This window comes from Pseudoalteromonas sp. TB64, assembly GCF_000498095.1.
Classification (GTDB): domain Bacteria; phylum Pseudomonadota; class Gammaproteobacteria; order Enterobacterales; family Alteromonadaceae; genus Pseudoalteromonas.
The window spans coordinates 13853-29440 of the sequence record NZ_AUTQ01000047.1 but is presented as its reverse complement, the minus strand read 5'-3'; the positions used below and the strand labels follow the sequence as shown (position 1 = coordinate 29440).

General features: G+C 38.7%; 20 protein-coding genes. 6 read left to right on the top strand and 14 right to left on the bottom strand.

All coding sequences use genetic code 11. From position 1 onward, the window contains the following. Window positions 1-261 precede the first annotated feature (261 nt). On the top strand, window positions 262-807 hold the full coding sequence (locus L647_RS0101540; RefSeq protein ID WP_024609635.1) for a gamma carbonic anhydrase family protein: 546 nt from the start codon (window positions 262-264) through the stop codon (window positions 805-807). Here the strand turns inward: L647_RS0101540 and L647_RS0101535 are convergent. Both L647_RS0101535 and aroE read right to left on the bottom strand, forming a co-directional pair. Next, complete coding sequence (locus L647_RS0101535; protein WP_004335144.1) at window positions 799-1053, bottom strand: DUF1488 family protein; 255 nt, start codon at window positions 1051-1053, stop codon at window positions 799-801. The genes L647_RS0101540 and L647_RS0101535 overlap by 9 nt on opposite strands. Continuing rightward, complete coding sequence (aroE, locus tag L647_RS0101530) at window positions 1050-1874, bottom strand: shikimate dehydrogenase (protein ID WP_024609634.1); 825 nt, start codon at window positions 1872-1874, stop codon at window positions 1050-1052. Before aroE ends, L647_RS0101535 begins: the two co-directional genes overlap by 4 nt. A gap of 53 nt (window positions 1875-1927) precedes the next feature. Between aroE and L647_RS0101525 the strand changes: the two genes are divergently transcribed. Next, on the top strand, window positions 1928-2365 hold the full coding sequence (locus tag L647_RS0101525) for a group II truncated hemoglobin (protein ID WP_004335148.1): 438 nt from the start codon (window positions 1928-1930) through the stop codon (window positions 2363-2365). 63 nt (window positions 2366-2428) lie between these two features. On the opposite strand, the gene hemF is transcribed toward L647_RS0101525, so the two are convergent. The 6 genes from hemF to L647_RS0101495 all read right to left on the bottom strand — a co-directional run bounded on the left by hemF (window position 2429) and on the right by L647_RS0101495 (window position 7379). Continuing rightward, complete coding sequence (gene hemF, locus L647_RS0101520; protein ID WP_024609633.1) at window positions 2429-3379, bottom strand: oxygen-dependent coproporphyrinogen oxidase; 951 nt, start codon at window positions 3377-3379, stop codon at window positions 2429-2431. 1 nt (window position 3380) lies between these two features. Continuing rightward, window positions 3381-3944, bottom strand: a complete 564-nt coding sequence (locus L647_RS0101515) for an L-threonylcarbamoyladenylate synthase (RefSeq protein ID WP_024609632.1) — start codon at window positions 3942-3944, stop codon at window positions 3381-3383. Window positions 3945-3969: 25 nt separating this feature from the next. Next, the gene (locus L647_RS0101510; RefSeq protein ID WP_024609631.1) at window positions 3970-4545 is read right to left on the bottom strand and encodes a topoisomerase DNA-binding C4 zinc finger domain-containing protein; all 576 of its coding nucleotides are present in this window, start codon (window positions 4543-4545) and stop codon (window positions 3970-3972) included. Window positions 4546-4659: 114 nt separating this feature from the next. Next, the gene (locus tag L647_RS0101505) at window positions 4660-5133 is read right to left on the bottom strand and encodes a DUF494 family protein (RefSeq protein WP_024609630.1); all 474 of its coding nucleotides are present in this window, start codon (window positions 5131-5133) and stop codon (window positions 4660-4662) included. Window position 5134: 1 nt separating this feature from the next. After that, entirely contained in the window at window positions 5135-6226 is a 1092-nt protein-coding gene (dprA, locus tag L647_RS0101500) for a DNA-processing protein DprA (RefSeq protein ID WP_024609629.1), read from the bottom strand. Window positions 6227-6257: 31 nt separating this feature from the next. Then, entirely contained in the window at window positions 6258-7379 is a 1122-nt protein-coding gene (locus L647_RS0101495) for a LysM peptidoglycan-binding domain-containing protein (RefSeq protein WP_024609628.1), read from the bottom strand. 118 nt (window positions 7380-7497) lie between these two features. Here L647_RS0101495 and def point away from each other — a divergent pair, with 118 nt between their 5' ends. From def to trkA, 4 genes are all read left to right on the top strand, one after another. Continuing rightward, window positions 7498-8004: a peptide deformylase gene (def, locus tag L647_RS0101490; protein ID WP_024609627.1), complete on the top strand. Its 507-nt coding sequence runs from the start codon at window positions 7498-7500 to the stop codon at window positions 8002-8004. Window positions 8005-8025: 21 nt separating this feature from the next. Beyond that, window positions 8026-8979, top strand: coding sequence for a methionyl-tRNA formyltransferase (gene fmt / locus L647_RS0101485; RefSeq protein ID WP_024609626.1), 954 nt, complete (start codon window positions 8026-8028; stop codon window positions 8977-8979). Then, entirely contained in the window at window positions 8972-10267 is a 1296-nt protein-coding gene (rsmB, locus tag L647_RS0101480) for a 16S rRNA (cytosine(967)-C(5))-methyltransferase RsmB (RefSeq protein WP_024609625.1), read from the top strand. The genes fmt and rsmB overlap by 8 nt, the downstream gene beginning before the upstream one ends. Before the next feature lie 87 nt (window positions 10268-10354). Further along, window positions 10355-11731, top strand: coding sequence for a Trk system potassium transporter TrkA (gene trkA, locus L647_RS0101475; RefSeq protein ID WP_024609624.1), 1377 nt, complete (start codon window positions 10355-10357; stop codon window positions 11729-11731). Window positions 11732-11796: 65 nt separating this feature from the next. Here the strand turns inward: trkA and L647_RS0101470 are convergent, their stop codons facing one another. The 6 genes from L647_RS0101470 to L647_RS0101445 form a co-directional block, all read right to left on the bottom strand. After that, the gene (locus L647_RS0101470) at window positions 11797-12012 is read right to left on the bottom strand and encodes an EF-hand domain-containing protein (RefSeq protein WP_024609623.1); all 216 of its coding nucleotides are present in this window, start codon (window positions 12010-12012) and stop codon (window positions 11797-11799) included. Window positions 12013-12091: 79 nt separating this feature from the next. Beyond that, entirely contained in the window at window positions 12092-12304 is a 213-nt protein-coding gene (locus tag L647_RS0101465; RefSeq protein ID WP_024609622.1) for a calmodulin, read from the bottom strand. Between the two features lie 148 nt (window positions 12305-12452). Then, complete coding sequence (locus tag L647_RS0101460; RefSeq protein ID WP_024609621.1) at window positions 12453-12665, bottom strand: EF-hand domain-containing protein; 213 nt, start codon at window positions 12663-12665, stop codon at window positions 12453-12455. Window positions 12666-12721: 56 nt separating this feature from the next. Continuing rightward, window positions 12722-12934, bottom strand: a complete 213-nt coding sequence (locus L647_RS0101455) for an EF-hand domain-containing protein (protein WP_024609620.1) — start codon at window positions 12932-12934, stop codon at window positions 12722-12724. 461 nt (window positions 12935-13395) lie between these two features. Then, window positions 13396-14058, bottom strand: coding sequence for a flagellar brake protein (locus tag L647_RS0101450; RefSeq protein ID WP_024609619.1), 663 nt, complete (start codon window positions 14056-14058; stop codon window positions 13396-13398). Between the two features lie 40 nt (window positions 14059-14098). Next, window positions 14099-15550, bottom strand: coding sequence for a TrkH family potassium uptake protein (locus L647_RS0101445; protein ID WP_024609618.1), 1452 nt, complete (start codon window positions 15548-15550; stop codon window positions 14099-14101). Window positions 15551-15588 lie beyond the last annotated feature (38 nt).

The following is a 15588-nucleotide window of genomic DNA, read 5'->3' as shown; positions in this document are numbered from 1 at the left end:
AAGTTTTATTTAACTCTCTGAGTAGTTCGCTCCTCGCTAGGCGTTGGCGTTTCCCGTCTCAGTGGGGTCGCATTATAGGGAGAACAGATTTTTACGCAAGTACTTTTTTAACAAAACTTCAAATAAAGTGCTGTTCGGTCAGTAACTAACCTAAAGTGTCTGAAAGTGGTAGTTTAATAATCAAATTTTGCTTTTGTAGTACTTAAATAAATTCTACTGTTACACTTATTGATAATCTAACTATTATTTATAGGTATAAATATGGCAATCCGTTCTTATAAAGGCGTTACCCCTTCGTTTAACACGTCTGTTTATGTTGATGAGTCATCGGTATTAGTAGGTGATATTACTTTAGGTAGTGATAGTAGTGTTTGGCCGTTAGTTGCGGCTCGTGGTGACGTTAACTATATACGTATTGGTAAACGTTCCAATATACAAGATGGCAGTGTATTACATTTATCTCGTGCTACTAAAAGCAATCCAGATGGGTATCCGCTTATTATAGGTGACGATGTAACTGTTGGTCATAAGGTAATGCTGCATGGATGTGTACTAGGAGATCGTATACTTGTGGGTATGGGCGCAATTATTATGGATAACGTAGTTGTTGAAGATGATGTGATTATAGGTGGTGGCTCTTTGGTCCCACCTAACAAACGCTTAGAGTCTGGTTACTTATATGTAGGAAGCCCAGCTAAGCAAGCCCGCCCTCTCACAGAGCAAGAACTTGCCTTTTTAAAAATATCTGCCGATAACTATGTATCACTTAAAGATGAATACTTAGCTGAAATAGCTAACTTAAGTTAATAAACTTACTTCAATTTGACCTGCCGAGTTATAGCTCTCTTCTTCGATGAGTTCCTCGGCACGTTCTTCGTAATCAAAGCGATATTTTTCAAAATACTCTGTTGCATGGCTTTCGTCTGTTAATTTAAGTGTATTTACTTCTATTACACACTCCACCAGCATGCCACTAACTTGTGCAAAAAATACTAACTGATGATCGGGCTCTCTAAATTCCAGTCTATCTATAAATTGTATTGCCTGATTCATTTGAGCACCCCTTGTTTAAGCGCATCCACTACGGGAAGTATTTTTGGCATTTTATTACGCCACACATAATATGCTTGAGCAGCCTGACCAACTAACATTCCGCTACCATCTAACAGCTTAGCGTTAATATTATGCTGTGCAACCCAATTCATAAAAATGGTATTTTGCAGTGAATAAAACATGTCATAGGCTACTTCACAGTTAGTTATATGTTTTTCATCAAGTGCCGGCAGCTCGTTATTCATACTGCTAGATGTAGAGTTTATAATTAGTGAGTAATCGCTTACTGGTAAATCACTAAAGCCAAAGCCAGATACCGGTCCATATTGAGTAAATAGCTCTGCGAGTTCTTTGGCTTTTTGTGCTGTGCGATTAACTATTATTATTTCCTGAGGATTATGCTCTAACAAAGGTAAAATAACTCCTCGAGCAGCACCGCCCGCACCAATAATTAAAATGCGTTTATTAGTTATAGTTACTTTATTAGCGAGTAAATCATTTACAAAGCCTACACCATCGGTGTTATCTCCGAGTAATGTGCCATCATCTCGTTTTTTTAATGTATTAACAGCCCCTACAATTTTAGCTAATGGCGTAAGCTCATCAGCCATTGCATAAGCTTGCTCTTTAAATGGCATTGTAACGTTAGCACCAGCACCACCTTGCTCAAAAAAAGACAATACTGTTTTTTCAAAGTTATCGATAGGTGCTAATATTGCGCGATAGTCGATTTGCTCACCCAGTGATACAGCAAATTGTTTATGTATCGCGGGGGATTTTGAATGTTTAATTGGATTTCCAAAAACCGCATATTTGTCCATTTTAAAGCAACCTCTTTGCAGCTATACACTGCCTATTAACGATGATAAATAATATGATTAAACGACTTTTTTCTAAATCTAAGCCAGCTCCCGAGCAACAGGCTCCTACTCCTGAAAAAACACCTTACGAAATAATAGGTGGAGAAAAAGGAGCGCGCGCTATTTCCAATCGATTCTACGACATAATGGAGTCAGATGAATACGCTAAACCGTTATATGATATGCATCCTCTGCCATTAGATCGAATTCGCCAAGTATTTTTTGAATTTTTATCTGGTTGGTTAGGCGGGCCAAACCTATTTACAGAAAAACATGGTCAGCCAATGCTGCGTAAACGCCATATGCCTTTTACTGTAGATAAAGCATTGCGCGATCAATGGATGTACTGCATGAATAAAACGCTGGATATAGAAATAGACAATCCGTTATTGCGTGAAGGCTTAAAGCAATCATTTTCTCAACTAGCAACGCACATGATCAATCAGCATTAAATTTGTATTGTAACTAAATACAGAAAGGCGCTAATTAGCGCCTTTTTGATTACTGTGTAATTTTTATAATTGCCATTCTCTGGCTATTAGCTCACTTGGTTGACTAGTTAACCACTCTTGCGGGCGTAAGTAATACTGATATAGGTTAGCTTCTGGACTACTTGGCTCTGGTTTATAATTATATTCCCAGCGTGCAAGTGGTGGCATAGACATTAATATAGACTCTGTGCGACCGCCACTTTGTAGTCCAAATAAAGTGCCTCTATCCCATACTAAATTAAACTCGACATAACGTCCGCGACGATAAAGCTGAAAATCACGTTGTTGCTCTGTGTATTCATCATTTTTACGACGTTCAATAATAGGTATATAAGCATCTAAAAAGCTATTACCAACCGATTGCATAAACGCAAAGCTCTTTTCAAAACCAAGTTCGTTTAAATCGTCAAAGAACAAACCGCCTACTCCGCGAGTCTCATCTCTGTGCTTTAAATAAAAGTACTCGTCGCACCATGTTTTATATTTTGGATAAACTTCGCTGCCAAATGGCGCACAAATGTCGTGAGCAACTTGATGCCAGTGTTGTACATCCTCTAATACTGGGTAAAAAGGGGTGAGATCAAATCCTCCACCAAACCACCATATTGGCTCTTCGCCTTCTTTTTCGGCTATAAAAAAGCGCACATTGGCATGACTTGTTGGTACATGAGGGTTTTTAGGGTGAATAACTAACGACACACCACATGCATGAAAGCTACGTCCTGCAAGCTCTGGTCTGTGTGCTGTTGCAGAACCTGGCATTGAAGCGCCAAATACATGAGAGTAATTAACTCCGCCTTGCTCTATTACAGTACCATTTGTGGTTACGCGTGTGCGACCACCACCGCCTTCAGCTCGCTGCCAGTTATCTTCTATAAATTTAGCGCTGCCATCTGCAGCCTCCAAACCTTGGCAAATAGTGTCTTGCAAAGCCATAAAGTATGCTTTTACTTGATCTAATAATTCGCTTTGCATTTTAACCTCTAAATATTTTGCCCGTCATGGCGTCTTTTATTGTGCTTGGTTGAGTATTGCCACCTAATGGCTCATCAACGTAAAAGCCAACTTGTTCTGCAAATTGTGCTTTAGCTTGCTCAATGCTAATAACAGTTTCTTGTCCTGTTAAGTTTGCACTAGTTGATACCAGCGGCTTACCAAACTCTTGGCACAAACGCTTTACTGTTGGATGATTTGTTACTCTTACGGCTATAGTATCAAACTGCCCTGTTAGCCATTTTGGCGTGTCTTTAGATGCAGGCATAACCCATGTAATTGCTGCAGGCCAACTCGAAAAAATATCGGCTCGTTTATCCATTGGTATTTTTGCATCATCTACGTATTTTAATAATTGCCCGTAGTTATCAGCAATTAAAATAAGCCCTTTTTCAACCGGGCGCTGCTTAATTGCTAATAGCTTTTCAACGGCTTGTTGATTATCTGGATCGCAGCCTAAACCAAATACTGCTTCTGTTGGATATAAAATAACTTCGCCTTGCGTTAAACACGTTATTGCAGTGGGCATATTTGGAAGGTCAGACAAAATAGTCTCCAGAAATAATTAAATGTTAGTCAGTTGGGGCTAGTTTATGCATGCAACTTTTTTGTGGGCATTGCAATAGTGTGCTATTAGCCATTTTTCTTTCGATAACTATTGGCCATTTACACTCAGGGCAAGGTTGTTCAATTGGTTTGTTATTTAGTGTGTATTTACAACTAGGATAACAATCACAAGAATAAAATACTTTACCAAACTTATTACTACGCGCTACTAAATTACCTTTTTTGCATTTAGGGCAACTCGGTAATACTTCTTCATTTTGTTTTTCTTCATTTTCATTAGCAATATAATGGCACTGCGGATAACCCGTACACCCAATAAACATGCCGTAGCGGCCATTTTTAACCACCAGCGGTTTGCTACACTCAGGGCATGCTGAATCTTCAAGAACTTTAATTTCGTTACTGTCGTGATGTGCCAATGGTCTAATAAAATCGCACTCGGGGTAACTTGCGCATCCTAAAAAAGGACCTGATTTACTATTGCGGATCACTAACTCTGAACCACACTGTAGGCATATCTCGTATTCTTTTTCGAGGGCGTGCTTATTCGCCGAGAAAAGCGAATGATCGATTTTACTCATGGTGATCCTAAAATATTAGTGAATTTTCGCCTAATATACCCAAACCACTTAAAGATACAAGCAATGCTGTGTTTATACGTTTAAGTAATTTGAGTGCAATTAAAATAATTATCTCTAATGAAGAAGTTCGCTGGGTTCATCAAAAATCAAATCTTCCATTTGCTCATACGCCTCCTCAGAGCCTGGAACATTAAATAAGATCATAAGTACAATCCACTTTAAATCCCCTAAGCTAATATTTGGCTTATCTAGTGAGGCTAAACAGTCCATTACCATTTCACGAGTAACATTGTTAATAACACCTATTTGCTCAATAAACATTAAAAAACCACGACACTCGGCACTGAGCCTTTGGCACTCGCTATCGGTAAATATACGAATTGCATTTGTAGGATTAGCTATAAGGTAAGGAGACTCATCACTGTGTTGTAAATCAGCCAGTTGCTCTAGCCAATCGAGTGCTTTAAATATCTCAGGCTTATTAAAACCTGCTCGCAATAACTCATCAGTTAGCTCATTTTGCTCTGCAAAAATATCGGCTTCGCTATGAATATAGTTTTCAAAAAGATATAAAAGAATATCAAACATATTACCTTCCCGCGCTTAGCTTAATATAGCCATCTAAAACACGCTCAATTTGATCATCTAATTCTAAATCGAGTAATCTAGCTAACACTTCATCTATTGGCATTTGAGCACGGCGAACGATATCGTCAACACTGGTCACCTCAAATCCAATACTGTTTAAAATCTCGCATTGGGATTTGGCCTGAACAGGCATATCCTTTGTATATACGTCACTTTGATAAGAAAAACTAACTTCATCAAGAATGTCAGTTACATTTTCCACTAACTTAGCTCCTTGTTTAATTAAAAAGTGACTAGCCTGTGACAGTGGATTTTTAATAGAACCAGGAACAGCAAATACCTCCTTATTTTGCTCAAGTGCATAACGTACAGTTATCAGCGAGCCACTTTTAATTTCAGCCTCAACAATAAGTACACCTAACGACAATCCCGAAATAATACGATTACGACGCGGGAAGTTATGTGCATTAGCGGCAGTACCTGGCAGAAACTCACTTACCAATAAACCACGCTCCAATACTTGGTCAGTTAATAATTTGTGGCGCTTAGGATAATAAATATCAACCCCTGTGCCTAACACCGCAATAGTATTTCCATTACCAGCAAGTGCACCTTTGTGAGCTGCTCCATCTATCCCCCTTGCCATACCCGACGTAACCGTAATACCAGCTGAAGTTAACTCGTATGCAAATTCTGATGCTATTTCAAGCCCCGTAGGTGTCGCGTTACGACTTCCTACAATGGCAATTTGTGGAGTAGATAACAACGAAATATTTCCCCTGCAAAATAGCAACAAAGGCGCACTTGCAATCTGTCGAAGATCTTCAGGATAAAGTGCATCAAAAATACATACTACGGTAATATTATTTTGTGTAATTAACTGCTCATAATGGCTCACTTGCTGCCAATTAGTATTGAGTAAATTAGTTGCCTGATTGGCGGTTAGACCTAACTGTAATAGTTGATCATGAGATAAGCCAAATAATGACTCAAGGGAATAGTTTTTAGATAATGCTAAAAGGGTTTTAATACCTAACCCTTTACACATATAAAAGGCAAGCCAGTGGGCTAGCTTGCCATAAGATTGATCCATGCTCTCTCCTAGAGCACCGACTCGCTACAACTTAATGAATAACTGCAAAATCTCCAACGCGAATTGGGTGCTGGTTTTTAGTTATTAGCGCATAACTTACTTTGTCATACACTTTAAATACAATTAACTCGCCGACTTTTTCTTTAGGCATAGTCCATGCTTTACTATTTACGTCTGGTTCAATACCCAATGTCTCTTTCGTATCAGCTACTAACTTCTCGAACTGACTCGAATCTTCAGGGTAACGAGGACCTCGCTGCCCATCTATTACACTCGGCGATTGACGCTCAATGTCTAACACATGACCAACTTCTAGTTGCTGATCAGAGCCTAAGTTTAGCACTACAATGTCCATTGTGCTGAATTCTCGGTGATGACTCGGTGAAGCAATTACACTTCCTTCGATTGGCTGCTCAGGTCTGTGCATATTAAAGTAAGCTGGCAGCATTTGTCCTTCTGATAGTGGTAATAAAAAATCACCTTGTTTAATCTCGCGCTTTACCGACTCAACTCGTGCAGAGGACGGGACTCCGTTTTCTACATCGCCTTGTCTAAATATACGCGCAACACCTACATAATGGGCTCTATTAGCCAATACTTCTTGAGTGTTTGGATCTGTATAAGGTTCGCCTTTATGGTAAATAGCATAGGCTTGGTTTAATTTTAAATTACCATTAATATATAAAATATGACCTAAAGTTTGTGTTTTAGTATTTTGGTTTGCACCTAAAACATATGGTTTAGCGTCAATCTCATCGCTATTAATTATCTGCTCATACGTTAAATAAGGCTTAATTAACTCAAGAGGTAATGTAGTAACCGCATTTTTACCTTTTGGCGTAATACGACCTTGAGGCGATAACTTACGATAAGCTTTATTGATCACCAAACGCGGATTTCCATCGGCATCATAAATGAGTGTTAACGCATCACCTGGATAAATAAGATGTGGATTGTCAATTTGTGGATTCATTTGCCATAACTCAGGCCACAGCCAAGGTTCATTCAAATAAATACCAGAAATGTCCCAAAGCGTATCGCCTTTTTTCACAACATACTGTTTTGGTGCGTCTTTTTTTATTGTAAGAACATCAGCTACTGCCGGAAAAGCAGCACTTAATGCAAGCATGATTGCAACTAATGGAGATTTCATTGGGCTTCCTTGTATTGTTTTTTCATTATTATTGACCAAAACCTGTTAAAGGGGAACGCTAATGGCTAAAATAAGAGCATACAATACCCTAAATTAAGCACAAGTGTAAAAGGTAACTATGGCTACGTTAGAAGTTTTAAGATTTCCAGATGAACGTTTACGCACAATAGCACAAGATGTTGTACAAATTGATGACTCTGTACGCCAGATTGTGAAAGACATGCTGGAAACTATGTATGATGAAAATGGCATTGGACTTGCTGCAACGCAAGTAAATATTCATCAAAGAATTGTGGTTATTGATGTATCAGAAGAACGCGATGAACCCCTGGTATTAATTAACCCACAAATTATTAAAAAAGATGGCTCTACTATTAGCGAAGAAGGCTGTTTATCAGTACCTAACTCGTATGCAAAAGTAGACCGAGCAGAAACAGTAACCGTTGCTGCACTTAACGAAAACGGCGAAGAGTTTGTTCTAGATGCAGACGAATTATTAGCTATTTGTATTCAACACGAACTTGATCACCTTCAAGGTAAATTGTTCATTGATTACTTATCTCCATTAAAGCGCCAACGTATTCGTAAAAAGCTTGAAAAAGAAGCCAAGTTTGCAGAACAGTAATAAGCACCTTAGGAAAACTCAGTGACTCAACCATTACGCATTATATTTGCCGGTACGCCGGACTTTGCCGCACGTCATTTACAAAAGCTAATTGAAAGTGAACATCAAATAGTAGGTGTTTATAGCCAACCTGACCGCCCTGCTGGTCGAGGTAAAAAATTAAAAGCCAGTGAAGTTAAAGAGCTAGCGCTTGAGCATAACTTACCTGTTTTTCAGCCACCATCATTAAAAACTCAAGACGCATTAAATGAGCTTAACAGCCTAAATGCCGATATTATGATTGTTGTGGCCTATGGCTTAATTTTACCTAAAGCAATTTTAGACGCACCAAGAATGGGCTGTTTAAATGTTCACGGATCTATTTTACCGCGCTGGCGCGGAGCGGCACCAATTCAACGCGCGATTTGGGCTGGTGACGAACAAACTGGCGTAACAATAATGCAAATGGATGAAGGGCTAGATACCGGCGATATGCTACATATTAGCCGCTGTCCTATTAGCACGATAGAAACCAGCGCAAGTTTATATACAAAACTTGCAGAGCTAGGTCCAAGTGCATTGATTGAAACCATTAACAAATTAGCGAATGGTGAAATCACTCCTGAGTCACAAAATGATGAACTCGCTAATTACGCTAAAAAGCTTTCTAAAGAAGAAGCGAATATTGACTGGTCAATGAGCGCGGTACAAATTGAGCGAAACATTCGCTCTTTTAATCCATGGCCAGTGTGCTTTACCCAAATGGGTGGACAAACAGTAAAGATTTATCAAGCGCAAGTTATCTTGCAATCAGGTAATCCTGGGCAAATTTTATTAAGCGACAAAAACGGTGTAATAGTTGCGTGTGGCGAACACGCTTTATGTATTACGCAATTACAACCGCAAGGTAAAAAACCAATGGCAATTAACGACTTTTTAAATGGTCGTAGTGACTGGGTAACTCCTGGCACAATATTAGGCGAAAATAATGAGTAATGTTCAAAATGTACGAGCGCTTGCCGCTGAAACTTTATATAACGTAGTTGATAAAGGCGCATCGCTTAATCAAGAACTCCCATTTGCAAGCCAAGGCTTGCCGCCTAAAGATAAAGCGCTGCTACAGCAAATTTGCTATGGCGTTTTACGCTACTTACCTAGCCTTGAAAATTACTGCCAACATTTAGTGGAAGATCCACTTAAAGGTAAACGCAGAATATTTCAATTTTTACTGTATGTTGGTATTTATCAACTACAACATATGCGCGTACCGCCACATGCAGCAATTTCAGAAACGGTAAATGCACTTGCTCAACTACGAGCTTTAGGCTTAAAAGGTCTTATTAACGCTATATTACGTAGTTTTCAGCGCCAACAAGTTGAACTTGAAGAAAAGGCAAAGCTAATTCCGGTGTGTTTATACAACCACCCAAATTGGTTTATTAAGCAAGTTAAAGAAGCCTACCCTGATAGCTGGGAAGAAATACTTGCAGAAAACCAACATCAAGCACCTATGTGGTTACGTGTAAATCAATCACAATTTAGCACTCAAGAATACAGCGATATACTTAGCGCTAATGATATTGAGCACACCGTAAACCCTGACTTTATAGATGGGATTAAGCTTGCCAAACCACGCGATGTATTTTCACTGCCTGAGTTTGATACAGGTGCGTGTTCAGTACAAGACGCTGCAGCACAGTTGGCAGCTCGCTTTTTAGAGCCAAAAGATGATGACTATATTTTAGATGCCTGCGCAGCACCTGGCGGTAAAACATGTCATATTTTAGAACTAGCTGATGCAGAAGTACTTGCTCTAGACAGCGATTCAACCCGACTAGAGCGTGTTAAACAAAACTTAACCCGTATTGGTCTTGGCGCCGACTTACAATGTGGTGATGCGTCACAACCACACACATGGTGGGACGATAAACAATTTGATCGTATTTTATTAGACGTGCCTTGTTCGGCTACTGGCGTAATTCGCCGTCATCCTGATATAAAATGGCTTCGTCGCGCATCAGATATTGTAGATTTAGCCGCTCTTCAGGGCGATATACTTAACAGCATTTGGCCACTATTAAAGCCAGGCGGCACATTGGTATATGCTACATGCTCGGTACTTCCACAAGAAAACCAACAACAAGTTGCTAAGTTTTTAGCTAATAACGATGACGTAGATCATATTCCACTTCATGATAAAGACACCGTTACAACGCCAGGATTACAGTTATTACCAGGTGAAAGTGACGGATTTTATTACGCTAAGTTAGTTAAAAAAATCTAATATCGATAACACTAAATCATTAGCCATTTATCATAAATTAAGTGGCTAATATTTTAATTAAATTGGTAATTATAATACTGGTAAATAATGAAAATAATCATACTCGGTGCTGGGCAAGTTGGCGCCACACTCGCTGAAAATTTAGTGGGCGAACAAAACGAAATAACAGTTGTTGATATAGATGGTAACCGTTTACGTGAGCTTCAAGATAAGTACGATTTACAAGGGGTAATGGGACACAGCGCCCACCCTGACGTGTTACGTCGTGCCGGTGCAGAAGATGCCGATATGATTATAGCCGTGACCAGTTCAGATGAAGTAAATATGGTTGCTTGCCAAGTGGCGTATAGTATTTTTAATACACCCACTAAAATTGCTCGAATTCGCTCAGAGCAATATTTAAAGTACCGTGAAAAACTATTTCAAAACGATGATTTACCTATCGACCATTACATTGCTCCCGAAGCACTCGTTACTAAATATATTCGTCGTTTAATTGACTACCCTGGCGCATTGCAAGTACTACAATTTGCCGATGGTATGCTCTCGTTAGTTGCAGTAAAAGCATATTATGGCGGTTTACTTGTAGGCTATGCGTTATCAGCACTTAAAGAGCACATTCCTAATGTAGAAACTCGTGTTGCAGCCATTTATCGCCAAGGTAAAGCGATTAAGCCGCTGGGTACTACGGTCATTGAAGCTGATGACGAAGTATTTTTTATTGCTGCTACCAAACATATTCGCGCGGTAATGAACGAGCTGCAAAAACTAGAGCGTTCATACAAGAAAATTATGATTGCTGGTGGCGGTAACATTGGTGCGGGTCTTGCTCGTTCACTTGAAAAAAACCACACGGTTAAATTAATTGAACGCAGTAAAGAGCGTGCAGAGCAACTATCAGAAATGCTCGATAACACTGTTGTGTTTTGTGGCGATGCATCTGATCAAGAGCTACTTTCAGAAGAGCATATAGAACAAGTCGATGTATTTATTGCTGTAACCAACGACGATGAAGCTAATATTATGTCGGCCATGCTTGCAAAGCGTATGGGCGCGCAAAAAACTATGGTGCTTATCCAGCGTGGTGCTTATGTTGATTTAGTACAAGGTGGTGAAATAGATATTGCTATATCACCACAACAAGCAACTATTTCAGCATTACTAACACACGTACGTCGTGGTGATATTGTGAATGTATATTCACTGCGTAAAGGCGCAGCAGAAGCAATTGAAGCTGTTGCTCATGGCGATGAAAACACATCAAAAGTGGTTGGTCGCGCAATTGCAGATATAAAACTGCCAGCAGGTACAACTATTGGGGCAATAGTACGTAATGACGATGTACTCATTGCTCACGACGACACTATAATTATGTCGGGGGATCACGTTATTATGTTCTTAATCGATAAAAAGCACATTAACGTAGTAGAAAAGCTATTCCAAGTAAGTGCTATATTTTTATAGCTTTATTTTACGCACAAAAAAGCCGCTGACTAAGGCGGCTTTAGTGGAGTATTACCAGTATTTAATTACTGCACTTTTGAAAATTCTTCTTTAGAAATCTCACCATTACCATCAGTATCTAAATCATCAAAAATCTTTACAAGCTGAGGATTAACCTTTGCTTCTTCCATTGTGATAGCACCATCACCATCGGCGTCAAAAGATGAAAAATCGACTGCCGCATAGGCTGCTGATGAAGACGCTAGAACTAAAACTGCAAGTGTTGTATTTAATGTTTTCATAATAATTTCCTAAATAAGTAAAGTCGGTTTACAAAATGCTTTGCTATGGAAGCAATAAAAATTGACTGTGAAAAAATAATTAATAGTTGGCAAATTCTTCTTTAGAAAGCTCACCACTGCCATCTGTATCAAGCTCTATAAACTCAGCCATTAAATCGGTATCTACCGCAGCTTCGCTAGGGCTAATTGTGCCGCTGGCGTCTGTATCTAGACTATCAAAGTCGGATGCTGCAAAGGCAGCTGAAGAAGATGCTAATGCGATAAGTGCTAATGCTTTATTTAAATGTTTCATAACTTAATCCTTCAATATTTCATTTAATTGTCTATCAAAAAAATTGGCTTATAATTTACAAAGTGATTCACACTTCCTTGCTATCCTTTTTTGTAAGCTCCTTGCCTACTTAGATTGTCTTTGGCAATTCAGGAATGAACAGTTTAAATTAAGCTTTTGAAAATTCTTCTTGTGACAACTCACCATTTTGATCAGTGTCGAGCTCTGTAAACATGCTCATTAAATCTGAATTTATTGATGCTTCACTAAGGCTAATACCGCCATTACCATCAATATCAAAAGTATCGAAATCGGTTGCTGCAAAAGCCGCTGAAGAAGATGCTAGTGCGATAAGTGCTAACGCTTTATTTAGTGTTTTCATAGTATGTATCCTTCAATTTTTAAATATGTGGGGCTGTGCGCCTCAGTGTTTTAAGCTTATGCTTGTGAAAACTCTTCTTTTGATAACTCACCATTTTCGTCAGTATCGAGCTCAGAGAATATGCTCATTAATTTTGCATCTACAGATGCTTCAGCTTGGCTAATTGCACCATTGCCATCTACATCTAATGTATCGAAGTCTGTAGCCGCAAAAGCTGCTGATGAAGATGCTAATGCGATAAGTGCTAAAGTTTTATTAATGCTTTTCATAATATGTATCCTTCAAATTTATGTGTGCGATTAAATGCTTTCTTTAAATCACGTTTTCGTTCAGTACAACTAGACTAATACAACTTAAATGCCAGCTTTTAAAAACCATTACTTTTCAAAGTATTAGAGGTTAAATAAACTAAATATGGATAAATACTAGGTGATTTTTGTTGCTTTTTAGCAACACACTTTACAGACACAAAATTAAAGCGAATAAAAACAATCAGTTATGTTTACGCGAAAAGATACAATTTTGATAAGAAATTATTAAGAGGATTCTTTTTTAGAAGAATTGAGTTGAAATTTAGCCAAGTGTTTTGTTAAAAAACAAAATATGGCATTTAAAATAAAAATCAAAGCCTTGTTTTAAAAGGAAAAACAATTAATTTTTAATGAAAATAAAAAATATTGATTAAAAATCAATTGAAAATCACTTTTTGTTGCAAAGAAGCGAAAGTAATTTATTCCGTTGTCGACTCTAGTGCTGAAGGGTCGATAAAATGCTCTTTCATAAAAGTTTGCATCTCACCTTCACTTGCTAATAGCTTAATGCCACAACGTGCTCCGGTAGTATGCTCTTTAACGCTACATACCTCACCTTCAAAGTTTTTATCACTGCTGTTAAGTATTACAGTGCACTGCATATCTTTTATATTTTCGAGTTCTTTATCACTTTTAACGTCAAACATAACTCCCGTTAATGAAATATCTTTAATTACTCCATTAAGTACTCGGTCGTCGCTTAATTTAAGTTTTGCAGGTAATAAGGTGGGTATACGTGTTTGTGAACGCAGAGCAAATAGCTGCACTTGTTTAGGAAAATTAATAAAAATAAGCCGTGCTGGATGAGAGGCAACCGACATTACCTGTTGGCGAAACGCTATAACCTGCCCACCTTCACCTTCTATTAAAGCTCTGACTACAACCATTACACCATCACGTAAATAATCAACAGCTGCAGGTAGGCGTTTTGAATTTGGGTAATTTAAAATAATAAACTTATTATCAAGTAAACCTATAAACTCCGTTTTTACACGTTTACTGTCAGTTGGGGTTAGTATTTCTAAATCAACCATTCCCCCAGTTGTTAACTGGTGTAGTTTTTCTAGGTTTGTAGTTGGCATATCCCTTTCCCAATAATAATTTTTATAGTTAAGCTATCGTTTATCCACGCCAAAATGTTGGTGTAAATAGCACTAATAAAGTAAATATTTCTAAACGCCCAAATACCATTGCAATGGTAAGTAACCATTTGGCACCATCGCTGACGGCTCCGTAATGCGATGCAACATCACCCAAGCCAGGACCAAGATTATTTAAACAAGCTGCTGTAGCAGAAAACGCGGTAATGTTATCCATACCGGTACCCATTAACGCTAGCATAATAATAATAAACACTAATGCATACGCAGAGAAAAACCCCCACACAGCCTCTACTACTTTATCTGGTAACGCTTTTCGACCCAGTTTTATCGAATATATAGCTCGAGGATGCACCAACCTATTAAGCTCGCGCACACCTTGTAAATAAAGCAAAAATACTCGTACTACTTTCATACCGCCACCAGTAGAGCCCGCACATCCGCCAATAAAACTCGAAAAGATTAGTAAGATAGGCAAAAACAAAGGCCAAGTAGAAAAGTTATCGGTAGCAAAGCCGGCTGTAGTACTCATCGAAACAGCTTGAAACAATGCCTGATCGAGGGTTTCGTCGCCATCTGCAAAAATTTCGTTTGATGAAAGCACTGTAAAGCAAATAACCACCAGCGCTAATTGAATACACAAAAACACCTTAAATTCTGGGTCACGTATATACACCTGTATGTTTCTACTTGCTACCGCAGCATAGTGTAGTGAAAAATTAACAGCTGCAATTATCAAAAAGAAAACACATATAAAGTTAATTACAGGGCTATCAAAATGCCCCATAGAGGCATCGTAAGTAGAAAATCCACCAATTGCCACAGTAGAAAACGCATGACAAATTGCATCAAACCAGTTCATTCCTGCAGCCCAATAGGCAAGCATACATGCAACTGTTAACGATACATAAATGTACCAAAGATGCTTTGCTGTATCGGCTATACGCGGGGTCATTTTTGAATCTTTTACTGGCCCTGGTATTTCGGCTCGATATAACTGCATACCACCTACGCCTAGCATTGGCAGTATAGCTACCGCAAGTACGATTATCCCCATTCCACCAAACCACTGTAATTGCTGTCGATAAAACAACACGGATTTAGGAAGGTATTCAATACCGGTAAGCACCGTAGCGCCTGTAGTTGTTAAGCCAGAGAATGCTTCAAACACCGCATCGGCTAACGATAAATTAGGTTCTTGTAAAAATATAAGTGGTAAGGACGCAAACGCCCCTAGTACCAACCAAAACAAAACAACAATCAAAAAGCCTTCTCGTGCTTTTAAGTCCCCGTTTTCATGACGATTTGGGTAATAAGCCATTAAGCCAATAACAACACTAAAAATAAATGCTAAAACAAACGGAACACCGCCACCGTCTTTGTAAATTAAAGACACCAGTGCTGGGGGCACCATGGTAATACTGAACAAGGCAACAAGTTGCCCAAGAATTTTTATGATGGTCCGAAATTGCATTTAGCTTATCGCTTTTATTATTAGTAAATTCAGATTGA